The organism is Allobosea sp. GW823-FHT01F03 (assembly GCF_058798075.1).
The window spans coordinates 5248866-5270562 of sequence record NZ_CM179505.1 but is presented as its reverse complement, the minus strand read 5'-3'; the positions used below and the strand labels follow the sequence as shown (position 1 = coordinate 5270562).

Here is a 21697-nt window from a genome sequence, read left to right as displayed (position 1 = left end):
GCTCAGCGCTCGCGAGCGCGCGCTTCCGGTGTTCGGCAATGCTGATCCCGGGGCTTCCGGGCCGCACATCGGAGAGGAGTTCAGAGCCGTCGATGTACGAAAACGAAAATATCTCTTGCGATAGCGAAACGTGCGTGCATCAATGCTTGCACAAAAGAAGAAATCTCGGGAGGCAGCTCTTTCGATCTTTCATCTTCGACGGGTGTGACGCTGGCGCGCGCTGATTTTCGGGCGCGCGGCTCGTGCCCGGCCTCTGCGGCTTTGGTCTGGTGCGTCTTCGGCGTGCCGGCGTCGCCGGGCACAGATCAGTCCTTGGGGCGCTCCCCGGCATCCGGCCCGCGACGCGTCCGCTATCGTGAATATCGCCGGCTAAGGAAATGGTGATCCATGGCGTGTTGCTCGCTCTCCGAACTCCTCGCGGACCTGAAGGCGATCAAGGTCGACCTGTCGGGTCCGACCCCCGATTTCTCGAAGAGCCAGCGCCCGCCTGATGCGATGATCGACCGCTGGGCCGAGACGGCGGCGATCGCCGAGCCGGAGGCGCGTTCGGTCGCGATCTGGGCGATCCGCGAGGCGGCGCTCGCCGCCGGCATCGTGCCTTCCTCGGTGCAGGAGCTCTATCTCGCCTGCGCCGCCGGGAAATGGGCGGGCAAGACCGTGCCGGCGATGAACCTGCGCGGCTGGACCTATCAGACCTGCCGGGCCGTGTTCCGGGCCGCCAAGGAACTCGATTCCAAGCTCTTCATCTTCGAACAGGCCGTCGGCGAGGCGCTCTACGCCCAGCAGCCGCCGCTCGAATATGCCGCCGGCGTGCTCGCCGCGGCCCTGCGCGAGGGCCATGTCGGCCCGGTCTTCCTGCAGGCCGACCATGACCAGATCAACGCCAAGGCCTATCTCGCCGATCCCAAGGCCGAGGTGCGCAAGCTCGAGGCCATCATGCGCGAGCAGGTCGCGGCCGGGCTCTACAGCATCGACATCGACGCCTCGACGGTGGTCGACCTTTCGCTCGCGACGGTCGAGGACCAGCAGCGCGTCAATGCCGAGCTGACCGCGCATTTCACGCAGTTCGTGCGCGGTATCGAGCCGGAGGGCATCACCATCTCGCTCGGCGCCGAGATCGGCGAGGTCGGTCACGAGAACACCACGCCGGAGGAGTTGCGCTCCTTCATGAAGGTCTATCTCGAGGAGATGGCCAAGCGCGGCGCCGACCTGCCGATCGTCAGCAAGATCTCGATCAATTCCGGCACCTATCACGGCGGCAAGGTCCTGCCGGATGGCACGCTGGCCGCGGTCAATGTCGATTACGAGCTGCTCAAGACGATCTCGACCATCTGCCGCCAGGACTACAACATGGCCGGCGCGGTCCAGCACGGCGCTTCGACCCTGCCCGGCGAGCAGCTCGCCATGCTGCCGAAAGCGGAAACCGTCGAGGTCCACCTCGCGCTCGGCTTCAACAACCTGATCTTCGACCATCCGAGCCTGCCGCAGGCGCTGCGCGACCAGATCCGCGAATACACCTTCGCCAACCACGCCAATGAGCGGGGGCAGGGCGAGACCGACGCGCAGTTCTTCTACAACACCCGCAAGAAGTCCTGGAAGGTGATGAAGAAGCCGTTCTGGGAGATGCCGGCCCAGGCCCAAGCCGACATCATGGCGTCGCTCCAGGACATGTTCCGCAACATGTTCACCTGGATGAATGTCGGCGCGACAAGCAAGCTCGTCACCGACAACACGACGCTCGTGAAGGTCGCGCCGGCCGTGCCTGAGGCGCTGCGCAAGGCACGCGCGGCCTGAAGGAGGACGATGGACTACGGCGCGCCCGCAACGACGGGCGCGCCCGCTACCCGAAGGCGCCGAACGGCGCTCGCGGACAATGATAATCAACCCGGGAGGAAACGATCATGGATCTGCAACGTAGGTCTTCCTTGCTGAAGTTCGCGGCGCTGTCGCTCGCCTCGATGATCAGCCTGCCGACGCTGGCGCTCGCCCAGCAGAAGGAAGTGCGCTGGGGCCAGTGGAAGGGCACCGAGGTCGGCGAGAAGTTCATGGGCGAGCTCAAGGCCGCCTTCGAGAAGGACCATCCCGACATCAAGCTGACGCCGGTCGATTCCCCATTCTCCGGCTTCCACGACCGCGCCATCGTCCTGCATCAGGCCAAGAAGCTGCCCGACGTGCTGCTCGTCCAGGTCGACTGGGTGGCGGAGTTCGCCGATCTCGGCATGATCGAGCCCCTGGACGAGCGCATCGCCAAGGAGCCGAAAGAGTTCTTCGGCAACATCCCCGTGACCTTCCACCAGAAATGGCGCGGCAAGCAGTACTACCTGCCGATCGAGAGCGGCGCGGTGGCTCTGTTCTACAACACCGACCTGTTCAAGGCCGCCGGCCTCTCCGGCGCGCCCAAGACCTGGGACGAGTTCGCGGAGTATGCGCGCAAGCTGACCAACCCCGACAAGCGCCAGTTCGCGATCACCGGCACGCTGCAGGGCGAGCCGCCGACCAACATGACCTATGAGATCTACCCGCTGCTGCTGCAGGCCGGCGCCAAGATCATCGATGCCGAGACCAACAAGGCGGTGTTCAACAGCCCGGAGGGTGTTGCGGCCATCGAGTGGTATGTCGATCGCATCAACAAGGACAAGGTCTCCGTTCCCGGCGTGCTCAGCAATGGCGAGAAGGAGAAGCGTGCCAACTTCGCCTCCGGCAACGTCGCCATGATGTTCGAGGGGCCCTGGGGCATCGCGATCCAGAAGCAGCTCAATCCCAAGCTGAACTACGACATCGCCCCGCTGCCGGTCGGCAAGACCAGCGGCACGATGGTGCGCGGCTCGCTGAACACCATCTCGTCTCAGGCTCAGGACAAGGACGCGGCCTGGACCTTCATGCGCTGGATGTCCGGTCCGAAGGGCATCGAGATGTGGGCCAAGGGCACTGGCGCCTTCCCGGCCCGCACCGACGTCTCGAGCCAGGACTGGTTCAAGGAGCGCAAGCTCTTCCAGGCCTTCGTCACCCAGATGGCGGCGGCCAACGCCAACTCGCCATTCCTGGTGATGCCCAACGCCGTGCAGATGAACAAGATCATGAGCACGGAAATCCAGAACGTCGTGCAGGGCAAGAAGACCGCAAAACAGGCTCTGGATGACGCTGCCGCCGAGTGGAACAAGATCTTCGCCGCGGCTGCGAAATAGTTCCCGTCTGCCCGGGAGGGGCGAGCACGCCCCTCTCCCATCGTATAGGGGCCGTCCCCCGAAAGGGCGGCGGCCCCGCATGAGCGGCGTGCCATGACTTTCAAGCAGAAGTATCGCGAGGAGCTCCTCGCATTCTCATTCCTGTGGCCGGCGCTGCTGATCCTGGTCGCGCTGCTGCTCTATCCGCTCGGCGACGTCATCCGCCTGAGCTTCTACGACAGCAATCTCCAGCGCGAGGTCTGGGTCGGGCTCGGCAACTATGTCGCGCTGTTCAACGACCCGCTGTTCTGGAAGGCCTTCATCCAGACGGTCGTCTTCACCTTCTTCAGCGTGGTGCTGCATCTGGTGATCGGGCTGGCGCTCGCGCTGCTGCTCAACATGCACCTCGACGCCACTTTCCGCAGCCTGGCGCGCGGCCTTCTGATCGTGCCATGGCTGCTGGCGCCGACCGTCGCCGGCATGATCTGGGTGCTGATGCTGCAGCCCTTCGGCGTCTTCAACGGTTTTCTGGTCTCGCTCGGCCTGCTCGATCCCAACGGTACGATCTCCTGGCTCGGCGACCCCTCGACGGCGCTCGGCTCGGTCACGGCGATGAATGTCTGGCGCGCCTTCCCCTTCTTCATGGTGATGCTGCTTGCCGGCCTGCAGGCGATCCCGAGGCAGCTCTACGAAGCCGCCGAGATCGATGGCGCTACGCTATGGGAGCAGTTCTGGCACATCACCTTGCCGCAACTGCGCGGCGTCATGGCGACGATCGTGCTGCTCGATTCGATCTGGACCTTCCGTGCTTTCGACCCGGTCTATGTGATGACCGGTGGCGGCCCGGCCCATTCCTCGGAAGTACTGGCGACGGCGATCTATTTCGACGGCTTCCAGAAGCTGAAGTTCGGCTACGCCTCGGCACAGGCCGTGGTGATGTTCGTCGTGCTCTTCATCGTCAGCGCCATCTATGTGCGCCGTACGATGCGCAACGTCTAAGCGTTACGGGAAAAAGCGATGCCTATGGTCATTTCGGGCAAGCTGGGCCAGCGGGGGCGCGAGCGCCTGCTCAATGCCGCGGCCTATGCCCTCCTCATCCTGGCGATCCTGATCGTCTTCTTCCCGCTCGCCTGGATGCTGTCGGTCTCCTTCCGGCCGAACATCGAGGTGATGCAGATGCCGCCGGACTGGCTGCCGCAGGTCTTCACGCTCGACGGTTACAAGAAGATCTTCACGACGCCGCGCTATCTCGTCGTCTTCGCCAACACCATGGTGATTTCGCTCGTCGTCACCCTGCTCTCGCTCGTCCTCGGCGCGATGGCGGCCTATGCGCTGGCGCGCTTCAACTTCGCCGGACAGCGCGCCGTGCTGATGTTCCTGATCACCACGCAGATGTTCCCGCTGGTGCTGCTCTGCATCCCCTATTTCAGGATCTTCATCACCTTCGGGCTCTATGACACCCGAACCTCGCTGGTGATCGTCTACCTGACCTTCACCCTGCCGTTCTGTATCCTCATGCTGCGCAGCTATTTCATCAACATTCCGCGCGACATCGAGGAAGCCGCGATGGTCGACGGTTGCTCGCGGCTCGGTGCGATCTTCCGGACGCTGGTGCCGATCTCCTATCCGGCCTTCGTCGGTGCCGGGCTCTACACCTTCCTGCTCGCCTGGAACGAGTTCCTCTTCGCGGTGGTGTTGATCGAGTCCTGGGAGAATCGCGTGCTGACCATGGCGATCTACAGCCTGATGGCCGAGTTCGTCACCGACTGGAACGCCATGATGGCCTTCTCGGTGCTGGCGAGCCTGCCGCTCGTCGTCGCCTTCATCTTCCTGCAGCGCTACATGGTCCAGGGCATGACGGCGGGGGCGCTCACCTCCTGACCACGCCGGCGCTGGGCCGCCTCCACTCCCCAAACTGCGCGCCGGTCCGGCTTCGGACCGGCGCGGTTCTTTCTCGGCCCTTCACCAAGCCCTCTCGCAAGGATAGATCGCCAGCGCGCGTCCGGTCGGGCGCGAGTTGGCGATCTATCTCTTTGTTTACGCGTCGGATTCGCCCGAAAAGTGGATTCCACTTTTCGGTCCGATGCTCTAGGGATTGAAGGCGCTGCCGCCGCCTGTGGCCGCACAACCGCGAACCGCCATCCGCCAGCCCGGGAAACCTGCCGTGAGCCGCCTCGTCTACGTCCTGAACGGTCCGAACCTCAATCTGCTCGGCAAGCGCCAGCCCCACATCTACGGTCACACCACCCTGGCCGATGTCGAGGCGGAGTGCCGGGCGCTGGCGGGCGAGCTGAATCTCGAACTGCGCTTCCACCAGAGCAACCGTGAATACGAGATCATCGACTGGGTTCACGAGGCCCGCGAGACCGCCGGCGGCATCGTCATCAACCCGGCCGCCTTCACCCACACTTCGGTCGCGGTGCTCGACGCGCTCAATGCCTTTGACGGACCGGTCTTCGAGGTCCACATCTCCAATGTCCACAAGCGTGAGGCTTTCAGGCATCATTCCTATGTCTCGCTGCGGGCGGACGGTGTCATCGCTGGCTTCGGCACCCAGGGTTACGCGCTGGCCCTGCGGCGCCTCGCCACGCTGATCGACGAGAAATAGGGGAAAGCCGATGAAGCCGGTCAGACTCGCAGTCATCGGTGCCGGTCTGATCGGCAACCGCCACGCTCAGCACATCGCGGCCGAGCCGAGTCTCGAGCTCGCCGCCATCGTCGACCCCTCGCCGAGCGCGACCTCGCTGGCTTCGTCGCTCGGGACGAACTGGTTTCCGAGCTTCGCCGAGATGCTGGCGCGTGCCCGGCCGGACGGCGTCGTCATCGCGACGCCGAACAGCCTGCATCTGGCCAATGGCCTCGAAGCCGCCGCCGCCGGCCTGCCGGCGATCATCGAGAAGCCGCTCGCCGACAGCGTCGCAGCCGCGCAGCAACTGGTCGAGACGTTCGAGAAGGCCGGGATCCCGCTGCTCGCCGGCCATCACCGGCGCTACAACCCGATGATCCGCAAGGCCAAGGAGATCGTCGAGGCCGGGCGGCTCGGCCGCCTCCTGACGCTGCATGGCAGCTTCTGGCTGATGAAGCCGGACGATTATTTCGACGTGGCCTGGCGGCGTGAGAAGGGCGCCGGCCCGATCATGATGAATCTCAGCCATGACGTCGATCTGTTCCGCTATCTCTGCGGCGAGATCGCCTCGGTGCAGGCGCAGGAATCGAACATCGTGCGCGGCAATGCCGTCGAGGAGACGGCGGTGATCATCCTGCGCTTCGTCAATGGTGCGCTCGGCACGGTCAACGTCTCCGACTCGGTGGTCGCGCCCTGGAGCTGGGAGATGACCACCGGCGAGAACCCGGTCTATCCGCAGCAGCAGGACCAGTCCTGCTACCAGCTCGGCGGCACGCATGGCTCGCTGACCGTGCCGCAGCTCGAACTCTGGTACAATCCGGGCAAGCGCAGCTGGTGGGAGCCGCTGCGCCGGGAGCGCGTGCCCTTCGTCGCCGAGGATCCGCTGCGCGTTCAGGTCCGCCATTTCGGCGAGGTCATCCGTGGCGAGGCCAAGCCGATCGTCTCCGGTCGCGAAGGGTTGGAAACGCTGAGGGTGATCGAGGCCGTCAAGCAGGCGGCCAGCACCGGCGCCGTCGTCACGATCGGCTGATCATGATCGACGGCAACACCATCCTGATCGCCCATCTCGGCTACCCGACGACGACCTTCAAGGCGCCGCTGATCTACAATCCTTATTTCGAGTCGATCGGCGTCAATGCGGTGGTGATGCCGATGGCGGTCGAGGCCGATGTGTATCCTGAGGTGTTCGCCGCCCTCTTCCGCCTGAAGAACATCCGCGGTGCGCTGGTGACGATGCCGCACAAGGTGACGACGACCGGCCTCGTCGACGAGCTTTCGACGGCGGCCAGCATCGCCGGCTCCTGCAACGCCGTGCTCCTGCGGCCGGACGGCACGCTGCGCGGCGACATGTTCGACGGCGAAGGCTTCGTGCGCGGCGTTCTGCGCAAGGGCCGGCAGGTGGCGGGTGCGCGGGCGCTGGTCGTCGGCAGCGGCGGCGTCGGCGCGGCGATCGCCGCTTCGCTGGCGGGAGCGGGGGCGGCCGCGCTCGGCCTGTTCGACCTCAACAGCGCCGCCGTGGAAGGGCTCGCCCGTCGCCTGCGCGCGCATTATCCCGCGCTCGCACTGGAACTCGGCACACGCGATCCCGAGGGCTACGACATCGTCGTCAACGCGACGCCGCTCGGCATGAACGAGGGTGATCCCCTGCCGATGGATGTCTCGCGCATCGCACCGGAGAGTTTCGTCGGCGAAGTCGTGCTGAAGAGCGAGGTCACACCCTTCCTGGCCGCTGCCCGGGCGAGAGGCTGCCAGACGCAGATCGGCACCGACATGCTGTTCGAGCAGATCCCGGCCTATCTCGAATTCTTCGGCTTTCCGACGACGACGCCGGACAATCTGCGGGCGGTTGCTCAGATCAGCTACTGAGACCGGCCCCGCATGGAGGGCGGCCCTGCACTGGCCGCAGGGCGCGCCTGATTGTCGCCTGACGCTGCGTTGCCTATAGCCGGATCGTCGTCGCGCCTGTCGCGGCGGCTGTCGGAAGCCTTCCGCCTCGTGCCAGCCGGCGCGCAACGGGACGGGCCCCGGCCCCGGGGGGAGGCGATGTTCGGCAGCGACGAAGCAAGGCGCCCGCCTGGGCTCGGCGGCGAACGCGCCAGGTGAGCCAGCCGCTATCCAAAGCTCCGCAGTCCGATGGCGGGCTGGCCACGCTCGCGCTGGCCCTGACCGCCTTCAGCCTGTTCGCCATCGGCGACGCCGCTTCCAAGCTCATCGTCATCGAATCGAACGCCGTCGTCGCGATGTGGGGGCGCAGCGTCGTCTTCGCCGCCCTCTTCCTGTTCATCCTCCGGCCGGGTGAGTGGCGGACGGCGCTGACGCGCGGCCCCGTCAAGCTCCTGCTGCTGCGCTCGATCTTCCCCTTCCTCGCCGGCAGCTGCGTCATCTTCGCGATGGCCTATGTGCCGCTGGCCCAGCTCACCACGATTCTGTTCATCTCGCCGCTGCTGAGCATGGCGCTCGGCAAGCTCCTGCTCGGCGAAACGGTGAACCGCTGGGGCTGGCTTGCGGTGCTGTCCGGCTTCCTCGGCGTGCTGACGATCATGCGGCCTTTCGGCGGTGATTTTTCCTGGACCCTGCTGATCCCGGCGCTCGCCGGCCTGCTCGCCGCCTTCGGCCAGGTCATGACCCGGATCGTCGCGCAACGGGCGGCGCCCCGCACGGTGCTGTTCTACACCATGCTGGTGGCGCTGGTTCTGTCCTCGCTGCCTCTGCCTTTCTTCTGGCAGGCCCCGACGGGCGAGCAATGGCTGCTGTTCGGCCTGTCCGGGATCTGCCAGGCGGCCGGCCAGTTCGCCATGATCGCGGCCTATGCCCGCGCGACCGCCTCGCGCCTCGCACCTTATTCCTACGCCCAGCTCCTGACCGCCACCCTGCTCGGCTTCGCCATCTTCGGCGAGGTGCCCGACATCTTCACCGTCGTCGGCGCGGCGCTGATCGTCGCCGGCGGGCTGATCTCGCTGCATCTGGCCGGAAGGCGGCCGAAACCGCCCGACGAAACGGAACGCGCCGCGCCGACGGATTGACGGGCGCGGGGCGAAGCTCCGACATCACGAGCATCGTCCTTTCCTTCGCAACAGGACCGGGAATTCCCATGCAGATACTCGTCACCGGCGGCACCGGCTTCATCGGCGCCTGGATCGTCCGCAGCTTGCTCGCCGCTGGCCACAAGGTCCGCATCTTCGACATCAAGGATGACAGCCGGCTCGTGCGGGCGCTGGCCGGGGAGGCTGCCGCCGAGATCGACTGGCGTCTCGGCGACATCCGCGACGGCGAGGCCGTCCATGCTGCCGCCGAGGGCTGCGACAGCATCGTCCATCTCGCCGCGCTGCTGACTCCGGCCTGCCGCGAGCAGCCCGTCCTCGGCGCGGGGGTCATCGTCATCGGTACGCTGAACGTCTTCGAGGCGGCGCGTCGGCATGGCATCGCCAAGGTCGTCTATGCCAGCTCGGCCGGTGTCTTCGGCCCGGAGGACGGGGCGAGACCGCTGCCGATCACCCATTACGGCGCTTTCAAGCTCGCCACCGAAGGCAGCGCCCGCGCTTATTGGCTCGATCATGGCATCGCCAGCGTCGGCTTCCGCCCCTTCGTGGTCTACGGGCCCGGCCGCGAGCTCGGCCTCACCGCCGGCCCGAGCCTCGCCGCCGAGGCGGCCGCGAAGGGCGAGGCCTATGAGTTCATCTACACCGGCCAGTCCGACCTGCTTTATGTCGAGGATCTCGCCGCCGCCTTCGCGGCGGCGGTGGCGCGCGATATCGCCGGTGCCCATGCCTTCAATCTGGTCGGCGAGGTCGCGACCGTCGACGAGGTCATCGCCGAGATCCGACGTCAGGTCCCGGATGCGCGCCTGAGTGCTGCCGGGCCGGGCCTGCCGACGGCCCCGGAACTCGCCCCCGACGCCAGCCTGCCTTCGGTGCTCGGAACGTTGCCACGAACCGGACTTGCGGAGGGCCTGGCGCGCACCATCGCTTTCCATCGCGATGCCGCGAGGGCTCTTGGATAGGCCGGTCGGCCGAACAGGCTGAGGGCGAAGGTCGAGAGCAGGGCAAGGCGCGGGTGCCGGACCGGCGCGCAGGAGCCGGATGGAGGATGAGATGCTGGACATGCTGAGCGGCGAGACCCGGATCTTCGTGATCATCGGCCACCCGATCGCCCAGGTTAAGTCGCCGGCCGGCATTACCAGGGCCTTCGTCGAGCGCAGCATCAATGCGGCGCTGATCCCGATCCATGTCCTGCCCGAGGATGTCGACGGCTTCATTGCCGCGCTCGGCCCGGTGTTGAATGTCGACGGCATCGTCGTGGCGATTCCGCACAAATTCGCCGCCCGGCAGCACTGCAGGACGCTGTCCGACCGGGCCCGGCTGCTGGAATCGGCGAATGTCCTGCGCCGCGGGCCCGATCGCGCCTGGCACGGCGACATGCTCGACGGGGTCGGCTTCGTGCGCGCCATGCGCCAGGCTGGCGGCGAGCCGGAGGGCAAGCGTGCCTTGCTGATCGGGGCCGGCGGGGCGGGCAGCGCGATCGGGCTGCAACTGCTCGACTCCGGGGTGTCCGAGCTCGCGATCCACGACATGGATGCCGGCCGGCGCGATGCGCTGATCTCCCGGCTCTCAGCCGCTTATCCCGGGCGCGTGCGGGCGGGCTCGACCGACCCGGGCGGCTTCGGGATCATAGCCAATGCCACGCCGCTGGGCATGCGCGCGGGCGACCCCTTGCCGGTCGCGGTCGAGAAGCTCGCGCCGGATATGTTCATCGGCGACGTCATCACGGCGCCCGAGGTCTCGCCCTTGCTGGAGGCCGGTCGCAGCCTAGGCTGCAAGACCCAGACCGGCCTCAACATGTTCCTGGCGCAGCACGAGCTGATCGTCGATTTCCTCGAAGGCAAGCCGGTCTAGGCCAGGAAGTCGGGCGGCGCTCGACCGGGAAGAGGGCGCAGCGCTCAGCCGAGATTGGCGCGTTCCCGCAGCATCAGCACCGCGTCCTCTAGCGCGTTGAGGCAGCGCCGCTTCAGCGCGGCGTCATAGCGCGCGATCGGCAGGGCGATGTTGACGGCCGCCAGCGGAAAGCCGGAGCGGCCGAGGATCGGGCGCGCCATTCCGACGATGCCCGGCATGAACTCCTCGACCACGAAGGCGATGCCGGTCCGGGCGATCTCGGCCAGTTCCGCCTCCAGTGCCGGCACCGAGTCGACCGTCTGCGGCGTGATCTTTTCGAGGCTGACGCGCGCGAGATAGTCACGGCGCATCTCATCGGGCAGATGGGCGAGCAGTGCCTTGCCGCCCGAGGTCGCGTAGAGCGGCGCGACATCGCCTTTCCGCATCGTGTAATGCAGGCGGTGCGAGCCGCTTGCGGTCGCCACCACCTCGGAGAGGTCGCCCTTCAGCAGGTTGAGCGCGCAGGTCTCGCGGGTTGCGTGCGCGGTGTCGGCCAGCACGTCTTCGGCGACGCTGACGAGATCGCGCGTCTCGACGCTGCGCTGGCCGAGCGCGACCACGGCCGGGCCGAGGAAATAGCCTTTGCTGGCGGGATCGTATTCGAGATAGCCGCGGCAGACCAGGGTCTTGAGCAGCTGCGTCAGGCTGCTTTTCGGGATGCCGAGCTGCGCGGCTATCCGGGCATGGGTCTGGCCGGCATTCCAGCGGCGCAGATACTCGAACAAGTCGAGCACGCGCATTGCGGACTTGACTGATCCCAGCTCGGCCGAGGGCATTGCAGATCCGGTTCTGTTCAGCTGCGGCGGTCGGCCCTTGGAGACGTTGCGCAATAGTGAAGACCCGGCTGGGCAGGTTCAATGTCCCTTACGGGTTAATCTCGGCGGGTGTGCTTTACTTCATATGGAAACGTATCCCGTGGAAGAACGGTCTGCTGCGGCGGAATCCGACCCGCAGCCGCTCGACCCTCGTCGTCAGTCGCCGAGGCGATACTCCCAGCTACCTCGCGTTTCGACCGCGCTGCGTACCGAATTGGCGAGGAAGCAGTTTTCATGCGCCGCATGGTGCAGCCCGTCGACCATGGCGTCGTCGGGCGCCAGCGCGCCGCTGAACCGGATGTGCGGCCGCAGAACCACGCGTGCGATCCATTCCTTCCCGTCCGCATTCCTCGCCATCTCGCCCGCGGCGGCGTCGCGATAGCCGTCGATGCGAAAGCCGGCTCGCGCGGCGAGGTCGAGGAACCAGAGCATATGACAGCTCGACAGCGCCGCGACATAGGCTTCTTCAGGATCGACATTGGCCGGGTTCGAGAAGGGCTCGCGCACCACATGCGGCGAGCTCGACGCCGCGACGGCCGCCCCGCCGTCGAAGTGCCAGAGATGCGCGCGGCTATAGCGCCGGTCGAGGAAATCCTGGTCGCCGCGCTGCCATTCGATCGTCGCGCCGTGGTTCGCCATCATCCGTCTCCGAGATCGGCGCAGGCCGCCAGCACGACCATGCGCGTTGCGTCGAGATGTGCTGCCAGTGTCGCCAGCGCGGCCGGGACGTCGCCGGAGGCCGCGGCCGTGATCAACTGCCGGTGCTCTTCGGCCCAGCCTTGCTTGCGGGCTTCCGGGCCGAGCTGCTGAACGCTGAAACGGTCGATCGGCGCGCGCAGCTGGCGATAGAGCGCCAGGCTGCGCGGGCGCTCGGCCGGCCGGTAGAGCGCTTCATGGAAGGCGATGTCGCCGCCGATCCAGCCGAGACGGTCCTGCGCATCCTCGAGCTGGCCTTGCAGCCTCGCCAGCTCGCGGCAGGACCGTTCGTCATGTCGGGGCAGGGCACGGGCGATGAGGTCGCTCTCGACCAGGTGGCGCAGATCGAAGATCTCGTCGATCTCGGCGGGCGTCGGCCAGCTCACCCGTGCCCCGCGATAATGCTCGATCCTGAGAAGCCCCTCGCTCTGCAGCTGGGCCAGCGCTTCGCGGACCGGGATGCGGCTGACGCCGAATTCGCTGGCGAGCTGCTCCTGGCGCAGCAACTCACCGGCCTGCCAGCGGCCCTGGTCGATCTCCTGACGCAGGCGCGTGGCGAGGGCGGCGGCGGTCGTCGTGGCGGCAAGGGGCGGAATACTCATCGTATAATTGTATCCAATTATACGATATCTACAACCGTCTCCGGCCCGGAGCCTCGTGCCGCAGGCGGGGCACGCCCGCCGGTTCAGCTCAGCCGGCCGCGGGCTCGCAGCCCACCATCCAGAATGCCCCGTAACGGTCGCTCAGCATGCCGAAGCGCGGCGCCCAGAAGGTCTCGGCCATCGGCATCGTCACGGTGCCGCCTTCGGCCAGCGCGGCGAAGATGCGCTCGGCTTCGGCCGGCTCCTTCACGGTGACGCTGACATGGACGCTCTGCATCGGCCCGGTGCTCTGCTCCGGCGGCGCGTCCGAGGCCATCAGCATCTGGCCGTCGTCGAGTTCGAGACAGGCATGCATGATCTTGGAGCGCCATTCCGGCGCGATATCGACCGGCGAGCCTTCATAGCGCAGCATCGCCTCGATCCGGCCGCCGAGAATCCGCTGATAGTCGGTGAAGGCGGCTTCGCACTGGCCGTCGAAGAAAAGATAGGGTGCGAGCTTCATCATTGATCCTCCGCTGCATTGTTGTGCCGGCGCGCATCGCCGGCATGGCTGCGAGACCAAGAGCATGGCAGGATCGCTCGACAGCCATCGTCAGCAGGGTGACCCTGAGGCGAATCGAACCGGAGACCATTGCGCGACATGACTTTCGAGATCGCCGCCACGCCGGAAGCAGCCGTCGACCGGCTGGAGGCCCTGTACGCCCAGGCGCGGCAGGCATTGGGCGATGACCTTCAGCGCTTCTTCACCACACGCCAGCCGCCGACGCTGGAGCAGCGCGCGCTCTATCGCTATCCGATGCTGCGCGTCACCTATGAGCCGTCGAAGCTGCCGGCCGCGACGCGGCGCGGCTATGCCAAGTTCGCCGTGCCCGGCGTCTATTCGACGACGGTGACGCATCCGGCGGAGTTCCGCGCCTATCTGCTCGATCAGCTGCGGCCGCTCGTTCGGGATTACGGCGCGACCATCGAGACCGGGGTCAGCGCCCAGGAGATTCCCTATCCCTACGCGCTCGACGGCGGCGACGAGCTCGGGCGCGGCAAGGTCAGCCCGGCCGAGCTTGCCCGTCACTTCCCGACGCCACTCTTGTCGCTGGTCGGCGACGAGGTCGCCGACGGCACCTTCGACATCATCGAGGGCGAGCCGCGCCCGCTCTCGCTGTTCGATGCGGTGCGTGTCGATTATTCGCTGCGCCGGCTGGTACACTACACCGGCACCGATTGGCGCGCCGTCCAGCCCTGGGTGCTGCTGACCAATTATCATCGCTATGTCGACCAGTTCGTCCGGCTGGCCCTGGCCGAGATCGAGGCCGGCACGGCACTGGCGCTGGTCGCGCCGGGCGGCGTCCGCATCGAGCGCGAAGGCCTCGATGTCAGCGCCGCCGAGCGGGTGATGTCGGCGCCCTGGCACCGTTTCCAGATGCCGGCCTATCACCTGATCCGGGCGAAGGGGGAAGGGGTGACGCTCGTCAACATCGGCGTCGGGCCCTCCAACGCCAAGAACATCACCGACCATCTCGCGGTGCTCAGGCCGAATTGCTGGCTGATGGTCGGCCATTGCGGCGGTCTGCGTCAGACCCAGATCATCGGCGACTATGTTCTCGCCCATGCCTATCTCCGTCAGGACGGCATTCTCGACGAGCATGTGCCGCCCGACATCCCGATCCCGGCTCTGGCCGAGGTCCAGGTCGCGCTGCAGCAGGCGGCCGCCGACGTCACCGGCGAGAAGGGCGACCGGCTGAAGCAGCGCCTGCGCACCGGCACCGTGGTGACGCAGGACGATCGCAACTGGGAACTGCGCTGGACCAAGGAGCGCAAGCGCATCAACCTGTCGCGCGCCATCGGCGTCGACATGGAATCGGGCACGATCGCCGCGCAGGGCTACCGGCTACGCGTGCCCTACGGCACCTTGCTCTGCGTCTCCGACAAGCCTCTGCATGGCGAGATCAAGCTGCCGGGCGCCGCCAACGCTTTTTATGAGCGGGCGGTGAGCGAGCATCTGAAGATCGGCCTCGCCGCGCTCGAAAGGCTGAAAGAGGCCGGCTCCTCGATCCATTCGCGCAAGCTCAGGAGCTTCGACGAGCCACCCTTCCGCTGAGCCGGCGCGAGACGCAGGGCTGCCGCGCATCGTCATCGCTGGGCATTTCCCGCGATGCACGCCATAGCAATCTCGACAAGGGCCGCTTGCAGGAAGGATCGCCGGGGAATTGGAGTCCGGAGTGACGATGGCTCTGATCGGGCCGGCCGTATTATGCGTTTTCGGTCTCGCCTTCCTCTGGGCCTGGATGATCGAGCGAAGGCGCGACTATCTCCTCCTGCTGGCGGCGGCTCCGGCGCTGTTCGCGATCGCGGTGGCGATCCAGGTGTTCTTCTGGCCGGCATCGGTGCCGGCGAACGCCTTGCTCTCGGGCCTGTTCTATACCGTCGCGGTCCAGATCGCGGCCGAGGCGGTGTTGCGTCGTTCGGGCAAGCGGCTCGGCCGGGTCTGGCATGCCTGCGCCTTCATCGCCGTCATGGGCGGTCTCTGGTACTTCGCCTATGCTGCACCCAACCTCCTGGCACGCGTCTATCTCCAGAATTTCGGCTACGGCCTCGTCCTTCTCGTCGCCAGCCTGCATATCACGCCTCTGATGCGTGGCCGCCCGGTCGACCGGGTGCTGTTCTGGGTGCTGTTCGCCTTCGCCCTGCATTTCTTCCCGCGTACCATCCTGACGATCGGGCTGGAGGCGCCGGGCGATCTCAGGGTCTTCCAGGACTCGCTGTTCTGGCAGGCGCTGCATTTGTCCCTGGCCGTGCTCGGCGCGGCCCTGGCGACGGCGCTGCTGGCGGCGACGCTCTCCGACGTGATCGACGATCTACGCCGCGAGCGCGACAGCGACGGCCTGACCGGCCTGCTCAATCGGCGTGCCTTCGAGCAGCGTGCGGGCGCGATGCTCTCCGTCGCCGGCGAAGCGCCCTGCGTGCTGCTCGTCTGCGATCTCGACCATTTCAAGCGGGTCAATGACAGCCACGGCCATGCCGCCGGCGACGAGGTGCTGAGCGCCTTCGGCAGGCTCCTGCGCCGTGTCAGCCGCGAGAAGGATCTGGTCGCACGGATCGGCGGCGAGGAGTTCGCGATCCTGCTGCCAGGCGCGACACAGGCGGCCGGCTTGGTGTTGGCCGAACGGGTGCGAGCCGGGCTTTCCGGCCTGGTCTTCACCTTCGCGCCGGGTGGAGGCGCGGTGACGGCGAGCTTCGGGATTGCGGAGCGCCGGTCCGGCGACGCACTGTCCGAACTCGTCTCCCGCGCCGATCGGCGCCTGTACCAGGCCAAGGCGCGCGGCCGGGACCGGGCGGTCGCCGACGACTGCGCCGAGATTCCGCAGCCGGGGCCAGCCCAGGCTGCGGCCGTATCGACCCTGCCCACCCGGGCGCCCCGATGACATCCCGGCCTGCCGGATGCTACCAAACGGGCCGTCCCGACCCAGGAGCCCGCTCTTGTCCGCTTCCCGCTCCATCCTGCTGATCATCGGTGGCGGCATCGCCGCCTATAAATGTCTCGAACTGATCCGGCGGCTGAAGGATCGCGGCATCGCCAGCCGCTGCATCCTCACCCGGGCCGGCGAACAGTTCGTCACGCCGCTCGCGGTCGGCACGCTCGCCGGCGAGCGCTGCTTCACCGACCTGTTCTCGCTGACCGACGAGGCCGATATCGGCCATATCGCGCTGTCGCGCTCGACCGACCTCCTGGTCGTCGCCCCCGCCACGGCCGATCTGATCGCCAAGATGGCGAACGGCCATGCCGACGATCTCGCTTCCACGGCGCTGCTCGCCACGGATAAGCGCATCCTGATCGCCCCGGCGATGAATCCGCGGATGTGGCAGCATCCGGCGACGCGTCGCAACATGGCGCTGCTGCAGAAGGACGGCGTCCTCGTCGTCGGCCCGAACTCCGGTGCCATGGCCGAGCGCGGCGAGAGCGGGCCGGGTCGGATGGCCGAGCCGCAGGAGCTCCTGGCGGCGATCGAGCTGGCGTTGGCCGGCGAGCAGCGCAAGCCGGCCTCGATCGGCTTCCTCGGCCGATTGCCGGGTCAAGTCGCGGCAGGTGGTCAGGTGCTCGCCGGCAAGCGCGTGCTGGTCACCTCCGGGCCGACCCATGAGCCGATCGATCCGGTGCGCTATATCGCCAACCGCTCCTCGGGCAAGCAGGGGCACGCGATTGCTGCTGCTGCTGCGGCGGCCGGCGCCGATGTCACGCTGATTTCCGGTCCTGTCGGCATTCCCGATCCCGCCGGCGTCACCACCATCCATGTCGAGAGTGCCCGCGACATGCTCGACGCCACCGAGCAGGAGCTGCCGGCCGACATCGCGGTCTTCGCGGCCGCCGTCGCCGATTGGCGCGTCGCCGGTGCGGCTGGCCAGAAGATGAAGAAGGGCGAGCACGGCACGCCGAGTCTCACCCTCGTCGAGAATCCGGACATCCTCGCGACCATCGCCGCCCGCGAGATCGATCGCCCGCAACTGGTCGTCGGCTTCGCCGCCGAGACGCAGAACGTCATCGAATATGCCCGCGCCAAGCTGACGAAGAAGGGCTGCGACCTGATCGTCGCCAATGATGTCGGCGGGACCGGGGTCATGGGCGGTGAAGACAACACCGTGCATCTCGTCACGGCCGATGCCGTCGAGACCTGGCCGACCCTGCCCAAGGCTGAGGTCGCGGCGCGACTCGTCACCCATCTCGCCACCCTGCTTGCCGAGAAGGGCTGAGCGATGATGGAGCCGGTTCGCATCAAGCGCCTGCCGCATGCGCAGGATCTGCCTCTGCCTGCCTATGAGACGGCGGGGGCCGCCGGGCTCGATCTGCGGGCCGCCCTGCCGGAGCGCGATCTGGAATTGGTGCCGGGCACACGCTGCCTCGTGCCGACCGGGCTCGTCCTGGCACTGCCGCCGGGCAGCGAAGGGCAGGTCAGGCCGCGTTCGGGGCTGGCGCTGCGCCATGGCGTGACCGTGCTCAATGCGCCCGGCACGATCGATGCCGATTACCGCGGCGAGGTCCAGGTCCTGCTCGTCAATCTCGGGCAGCAGCCCTTCACCATCCGGCATGGCGACCGCATCGCCCAGCTCATCGTCGCGCCGGTGGCGCAGGCCAGGCTCGTCGAGGTGCATTCGCTCGACGACACCGTCCGTGGCGCCGGCGGCTTCGGCTCGACCGGGATCGCCGATTCCGTCGCCTCCTCTGTCCGGGAGGCCCGTTCATGATCCAGCTCTCGCGCCGCAGCCTGCTCGCCATCGCCGCGGTGGTCGACATCGCCCTGCACGCCCGCCCGGCCCCGGTTGCGGCAAAAGCGCTCGCCGCCCGCCACGAGCTGCCGCCGCGTCATCTCGAGACCATGCTGCAGGCGCTGGTCAAGGCCGGCATCCTCAAAGGTGTTCGCGGTCCGCGCGGGGGATATGAGCTCGCCCGTGAGCGTCGCCGCATCACCGCCGGCGCGATCGTACGCGCCGCAATGCAGGCCAATTCGGAGGAGAACCTGCCGCCGCTGCCGCGCTCGCCTTTGGTCGAGAACGTCGTCGGCCCGGCCGTCCAGACTGCCCTCGACGCATGTCTGGCGACGCTGGACTCGGTCACCGTGGCCGAGCTCTGCCAGCAGGCGGAAAGCCTCGCGGCGCTGGCCGGAAAGGGTATCGACGCTGATTTTACAATATAGAGCGTGAAATTATCTGTTTCTCGACAGATTCTGTAATTTGATGCTAGCCTGTCGTCGAACCGATTGATCACCACTCAGGGAGGCCGCCATGGCCGACGCCGCGCAGAAGCTCACCCCCGCCCAGGCTCCCGGCCGTGGCCGGGTCTATGATTCGATCACCGATACGATCGGCGATACGCCGCTGGTGCGCTTGAACCGGCTTCCGGCCGAGCGCGGCGTCAAGGCGACGATCCTCGCCAAGCTCGAATTCTTCAACCCGATCTCCAGCGTCAAGGACCGTATCGGCGTCAGCATGGTCGATGCGCTCGAGGCGTCCGGTGCGCTGAAGCCGGGCGGTACGCTGATCGAGCCAACCTCCGGCAATACCGGCATCGCGCTCGCCTTCGTCGCCGCCGCGCGCGGCTACCGGCTGATCCTGGTCATGCCGGAGACCATGTCGATCGAGCGCCGCAAGATGCTCGCTCTGCTCGGTGCCGAGCTGGTCCTGACGCCCGGTCCCGGCGGCATGCGCGGGGCCATCGCCAAGGCCGAGGAGCTCAAGGCCGAGATCCCCGGCGCGATCATCCCGCAGCAGTTCGAGAACCCGGCCAATCCGGCGATCCATCGCAAGACCACGGCCGAGGAGGTCTGGAACGACACCCATGGCGAGGTCGACATCTTCGTCTCCGGCGTCGGCACGGGCGGAACCATCACCGGCGTCGGCCAGGTGCTGAAGGCGCGCAAGCCCGGCGTGAAGATCGTCGCGGTCGAGCCCGAGGATTCGCCGGTGCTTTCCGGCGGCCAGCCCGGCCCGCACAAGATCCAGGGCATCGGCGCCGGCTTCGTGCCCGGCATCCTCGATCGCGGCGTCATCGACGAGGTCGTTACCGTCGGCAACCAGACCGCCTTCGAGACGGCGCGGGCCCTCGCCAGGAGCGAAGGCATTCCGGCCGGCATCTCCTCGGGCGCGGCGATCGCCGCGGCGCTCGAGATCGGTGCTCGCCCGGAGAATGCCGGCAAGAAGATCGTCGTGATCGTCCCCTCCTTCGCCGAGCGCTATATTTCGAGCGCGCTGTTCGAAGGTCTCTGAGGCGCTTCCGAACCAAAGCAGGGCGCCTTCCCGGGCAGGGAAGGCGCCCTTTTTTTGTCAGCGGCGAATCGCGATCCGGTTGCCCCAGGGGTCGGCGATCTCCGGCGCGCCGCCGGCCTCGTCGCCGCCGGCCGCCAGCATGCGCTCGCGCAAGGCGGCATAGGCGGCATCGTCCCGCGCCACGAGCTCGAAACGCAAGAGCCCGGCCTCGTTTGCGCGGCGCGGCCCGGCACCCCGGCTGTGCCAGATATTCGCCGCGATGTGGTGGTGGTAGCCGCCGGTCGCCATGAAAGCCGCGCCGGGATAGTGCACCATCACCTCGAAGCCGAGCTTGTCGCGATAGAAGGCCTCCGCGCCCGCGACATCGCCGACGCGCAGATGGATATGCCCCATCACCGTGCCGGCGGGCATGCCGGCATAGTCGCGCCCGTCGGCCTCGCGGAGCAAGGCGTCGAGATCGAGCCGGTCGGTCGCCATCTTGATCTCGCCGCCCGGCCCGCGCGGCCATTCCGCTCTGCTGCGGTCGCGATAGATCTCGATGCCGTTGCCCTCTGGATCGGAAAGGTAGAGCGCCTCGCTGACCAGGTGATCCGAGGCGCCTTCGAGCGGCAGCCGCCGGCTTGCGGCATGGCCGAGCCAGTTGGCGAGATCGGTGCGGGACGGCAGGAGCAGCGCGAGGTGGAACAGGCCGGCAGCGGAGGAGGGCGCCTGCGCGCCGGCTTCGAGCCTGACCAGCGGCACGCCGCCGGCGCCGAGTACGCTTTCCTGCGCACTCTCGCTGATCGTCGAAAGGCCGATCGCGTCGCGAAAGAAGGCGGTGACGCCGGGCAGATCGCGCACGCGCAGGCTGACGGTGCCGATATGGACGGGGCTGTCGAGGGACTCGTTGGTGCGGGGTTGGGTGGTTGTGGCGGTGGCCATGGCGGACTCCGGAATGGGTGCGGCCGCGGCCGCTTGCCGTTAAAATGGGATCTCGACCGCCTCTTGTCGTCCCCGGCTGCGGCAAATCCGAGATTGCGCGACTGCAATCGCGGCTTGCGCCTGTGGCGTCGGCCGCCAGTGCGCGGCCGGCTCCGGAGCCTTCAGCGGCGGCGCCCGGCAAGCAGTCGCGCCGTCGGCGGGATCGCGGCGCCATGACGGCTCTGCTGCTCGAGTTCCGCATTGAGCTCGGCGCCCGCCAGCACGATCGTCGCCGAGAGCCACAGCCAGGTCATGAAGACCACCACGGTCGCCAGCGAGCCATAGGTCGCGGTGTAGTTGCCGAGCGTGCTGACATACCAGGAGAAGGCGCTCGACGTCGCCGCCCAGAGCAGCGCCGCGACCACGGCGCCGGGCAGCACCCAGGCGAAGCGCGGCGGCTTGCGGTCGGGCCCGACCCAGTAGAGGCAGCCGATCGCAACCGTTCCGATGACGAAGAACACGGGCCAGCGGGCGAGGCGCACCAGCGTCTCCAGCTCGTGGCCGAAGGGGAAGAGCGCCGTCACCACCGGTAGGCTGGCGATCGCGGCCAGCGCCAGGACGAGCAGCAGGAGTCCGCTCAGCGTCGTCGCCAGCGAGATCAGGTTGAGCTTCAGGAAGCCCCGCCGCTCGCGTGCGCCATAGATGATGTTGAGCGCGTCGAAGATCGCCTTCACCGCCGCGTTCGCGCTCCAGGCGGCGACCGCGAAGCTGATCAGGAAGGTCAGCGACAGGCTTGCCGCATCGCGGCTCGAAAGCCGCATCGCCTGCTCTCGGATCAGCTCGCGCGCCGCTTCCGGGAAGACGAGCGTCAGATCGTCGAGCTGCGCGGCGATGGTCGCAGGGTCGGTCATTCCGCCATAGATCGTGACCAGCAGCGACAGCGCCGGCACCAGAGAGAGCAGGGTGAAGAAGGCGACCGCACCGGCGAGCGAGAGCAGGCGCGCCTCTTGGATACGGACGATGAAACGGCCGAGCACGTCCTTCCAGCCGCGCCAGGGCAGGGCGACCGGCGAGGCGGCGCCACGGCCGCGGCGCACCTGTCGCAGGGGATCGCGGACGCGCCGTGTGAACGCGCCGTGGACATAGCCGAGCGCCAGCGCCGCCAGACCGGCAGCGCCGGTGATTCGTTTCAGATACGCCATGCCCCTCT

The 21697-nt window shown here is 67.4% G+C and carries 22 protein-coding genes; 16 read left to right on the top strand and 6 right to left on the bottom strand.

Going from position 1 to position 21697, the window contains the following annotated elements:
* Nucleotides 1-387: 387 nt before the first annotated feature.
* From AC3RCC_RS25220 to AC3RCC_RS25175, 10 genes are all read left to right on the top strand, one after another.
* Nucleotides 388-1794, top strand: a complete 1407-nt coding sequence (locus AC3RCC_RS25220) for a hypothetical protein (protein ID WP_452119007.1) — start codon at nucleotides 388-390, stop codon at nucleotides 1792-1794.
* A gap of 107 nt (nucleotides 1795-1901) precedes the next feature.
* Nucleotides 1902-3185, top strand: a complete 1284-nt coding sequence (locus AC3RCC_RS25215) for an ABC transporter substrate-binding protein (protein WP_291633562.1) — start codon at nucleotides 1902-1904, stop codon at nucleotides 3183-3185.
* A 93-nt stretch (nucleotides 3186-3278) separates the two neighbouring features.
* Complete coding sequence (locus AC3RCC_RS25210) at nucleotides 3279-4163, top strand: carbohydrate ABC transporter permease (RefSeq protein ID WP_492256966.1); 885 nt, start codon at nucleotides 3279-3281, stop codon at nucleotides 4161-4163.
* Nucleotides 4164-4181: 18 nt separating this feature from the next.
* Nucleotides 4182-5045, top strand: a complete 864-nt coding sequence (locus AC3RCC_RS25205) for a carbohydrate ABC transporter permease (RefSeq protein ID WP_291633566.1) — start codon at nucleotides 4182-4184, stop codon at nucleotides 5043-5045.
* Between the two features lie 283 nt (nucleotides 5046-5328).
* Nucleotides 5329-5772 carry a type II 3-dehydroquinate dehydratase gene (gene aroQ / locus AC3RCC_RS25200; protein ID WP_492256965.1) on the top strand — a complete coding sequence of 148 codons (444 nt, stop codon included), beginning with the start codon at nucleotides 5329-5331 and terminating at the stop codon, nucleotides 5770-5772.
* A 10-nt stretch (nucleotides 5773-5782) separates the two neighbouring features.
* On the top strand, nucleotides 5783-6820 hold the full coding sequence (locus tag AC3RCC_RS25195; RefSeq protein WP_291646313.1) for a Gfo/Idh/MocA family protein: 1038 nt from the start codon (nucleotides 5783-5785) through the stop codon (nucleotides 6818-6820).
* 2 nt (nucleotides 6821-6822) lie between these two features.
* The gene (locus AC3RCC_RS25190; protein ID WP_492256964.1) at nucleotides 6823-7656 is read left to right on the top strand and encodes a shikimate dehydrogenase family protein; all 834 of its coding nucleotides are present in this window, start codon (nucleotides 6823-6825) and stop codon (nucleotides 7654-7656) included.
* A 233-nt stretch (nucleotides 7657-7889) separates the two neighbouring features.
* The gene (locus AC3RCC_RS25185) at nucleotides 7890-8813 is read left to right on the top strand and encodes a DMT family transporter (RefSeq protein WP_291633574.1); all 924 of its coding nucleotides are present in this window, start codon (nucleotides 7890-7892) and stop codon (nucleotides 8811-8813) included.
* A 68-nt stretch (nucleotides 8814-8881) separates the two neighbouring features.
* On the top strand, nucleotides 8882-9790 hold the full coding sequence (locus tag AC3RCC_RS25180; RefSeq protein WP_492256963.1) for an NAD-dependent epimerase/dehydratase family protein: 909 nt from the start codon (nucleotides 8882-8884) through the stop codon (nucleotides 9788-9790).
* A gap of 91 nt (nucleotides 9791-9881) precedes the next feature.
* A complete protein-coding gene (locus tag AC3RCC_RS25175) occupies nucleotides 9882-10682 on the top strand; it encodes a shikimate dehydrogenase family protein (RefSeq protein WP_492256962.1) in 801 nt (266 codons plus the stop codon).
* Nucleotides 10683-10726: 44 nt separating this feature from the next.
* Here the strand turns inward: AC3RCC_RS25175 and AC3RCC_RS25170 are convergent, their stop codons facing one another.
* The 4 genes from AC3RCC_RS25170 to AC3RCC_RS25155 form a co-directional block, all read right to left on the bottom strand.
* Entirely contained in the window at nucleotides 10727-11461 is a 735-nt protein-coding gene (locus tag AC3RCC_RS25170) for an IclR family transcriptional regulator (protein WP_291633580.1), read from the bottom strand.
* 231 nt (nucleotides 11462-11692) lie between these two features.
* Nucleotides 11693-12175 carry an OsmC family protein gene (locus tag AC3RCC_RS25165; protein ID WP_291646319.1) on the bottom strand — a complete coding sequence of 161 codons (483 nt, stop codon included), beginning with the start codon at nucleotides 12173-12175 and terminating at the stop codon, nucleotides 11693-11695.
* Entirely contained in the window at nucleotides 12175-12834 is a 660-nt protein-coding gene (locus AC3RCC_RS25160; RefSeq protein WP_492256961.1) for a GntR family transcriptional regulator, read from the bottom strand. Before AC3RCC_RS25160 ends, AC3RCC_RS25165 begins: the two co-directional genes overlap by 1 nt.
* 88 nt (nucleotides 12835-12922) lie before the next feature.
* Complete coding sequence (locus AC3RCC_RS25155) at nucleotides 12923-13336, bottom strand: VOC family protein (RefSeq protein ID WP_452119078.1); 414 nt, start codon at nucleotides 13334-13336, stop codon at nucleotides 12923-12925.
* A 138-nt stretch (nucleotides 13337-13474) separates the two neighbouring features.
* Between AC3RCC_RS25155 and AC3RCC_RS25150 the strand changes: the two genes are divergently transcribed.
* The 6 genes from AC3RCC_RS25150 to cysK all read left to right on the top strand — a co-directional run bounded on the left by AC3RCC_RS25150 (nucleotide 13475) and on the right by cysK (nucleotide 19587).
* Nucleotides 13475-14929 (top strand): AMP nucleosidase, encoded by a 1455-nt coding sequence (locus tag AC3RCC_RS25150; protein ID WP_291633586.1) that lies wholly within the window; start codon nucleotides 13475-13477, stop codon nucleotides 14927-14929.
* Nucleotides 14930-15056: 127 nt separating this feature from the next.
* Nucleotides 15057-16253 carry a GGDEF domain-containing protein gene (locus AC3RCC_RS25145; protein ID WP_492258831.1) on the top strand — a complete coding sequence of 399 codons (1197 nt, stop codon included), beginning with the start codon at nucleotides 15057-15059 and terminating at the stop codon, nucleotides 16251-16253.
* A gap of 16 nt (nucleotides 16254-16269) precedes the next feature.
* On the top strand, nucleotides 16270-17577 hold the full coding sequence (locus tag AC3RCC_RS25140; RefSeq protein WP_492256960.1) for a phosphopantothenoylcysteine decarboxylase domain-containing protein: 1308 nt from the start codon (nucleotides 16270-16272) through the stop codon (nucleotides 17575-17577).
* A 3-nt stretch (nucleotides 17578-17580) separates the two neighbouring features.
* Nucleotides 17581-18069 carry a dUTP diphosphatase gene (gene dut / locus AC3RCC_RS25135; RefSeq protein WP_492256959.1) on the top strand — a complete coding sequence of 163 codons (489 nt, stop codon included), beginning with the start codon at nucleotides 17581-17583 and terminating at the stop codon, nucleotides 18067-18069.
* Entirely contained in the window at nucleotides 18066-18518 is a 453-nt protein-coding gene (locus tag AC3RCC_RS25130) for an RrF2 family transcriptional regulator (RefSeq protein WP_291633590.1), read from the top strand. The genes dut and AC3RCC_RS25130 overlap by 4 nt, the downstream gene beginning before the upstream one ends.
* 88 nt (nucleotides 18519-18606) lie before the next feature.
* Nucleotides 18607-19587 carry a cysteine synthase A gene (cysK, locus tag AC3RCC_RS25125; RefSeq protein ID WP_291633592.1) on the top strand — a complete coding sequence of 327 codons (981 nt, stop codon included), beginning with the start codon at nucleotides 18607-18609 and terminating at the stop codon, nucleotides 19585-19587.
* A gap of 57 nt (nucleotides 19588-19644) precedes the next feature.
* On the opposite strand, the gene AC3RCC_RS25120 is transcribed toward cysK, so the two are convergent.
* A complete protein-coding gene (locus AC3RCC_RS25120) occupies nucleotides 19645-20508 on the bottom strand; it encodes a VOC family protein (RefSeq protein ID WP_492256958.1) in 864 nt (287 codons plus the stop codon).
* 161 nt (nucleotides 20509-20669) lie between these two features.
* A complete protein-coding gene (locus AC3RCC_RS25115) occupies nucleotides 20670-21689 on the bottom strand; it encodes a YihY/virulence factor BrkB family protein (RefSeq protein ID WP_492256957.1) in 1020 nt (339 codons plus the stop codon).
* Nucleotides 21690-21697: the final 8 nt, after the last annotated feature.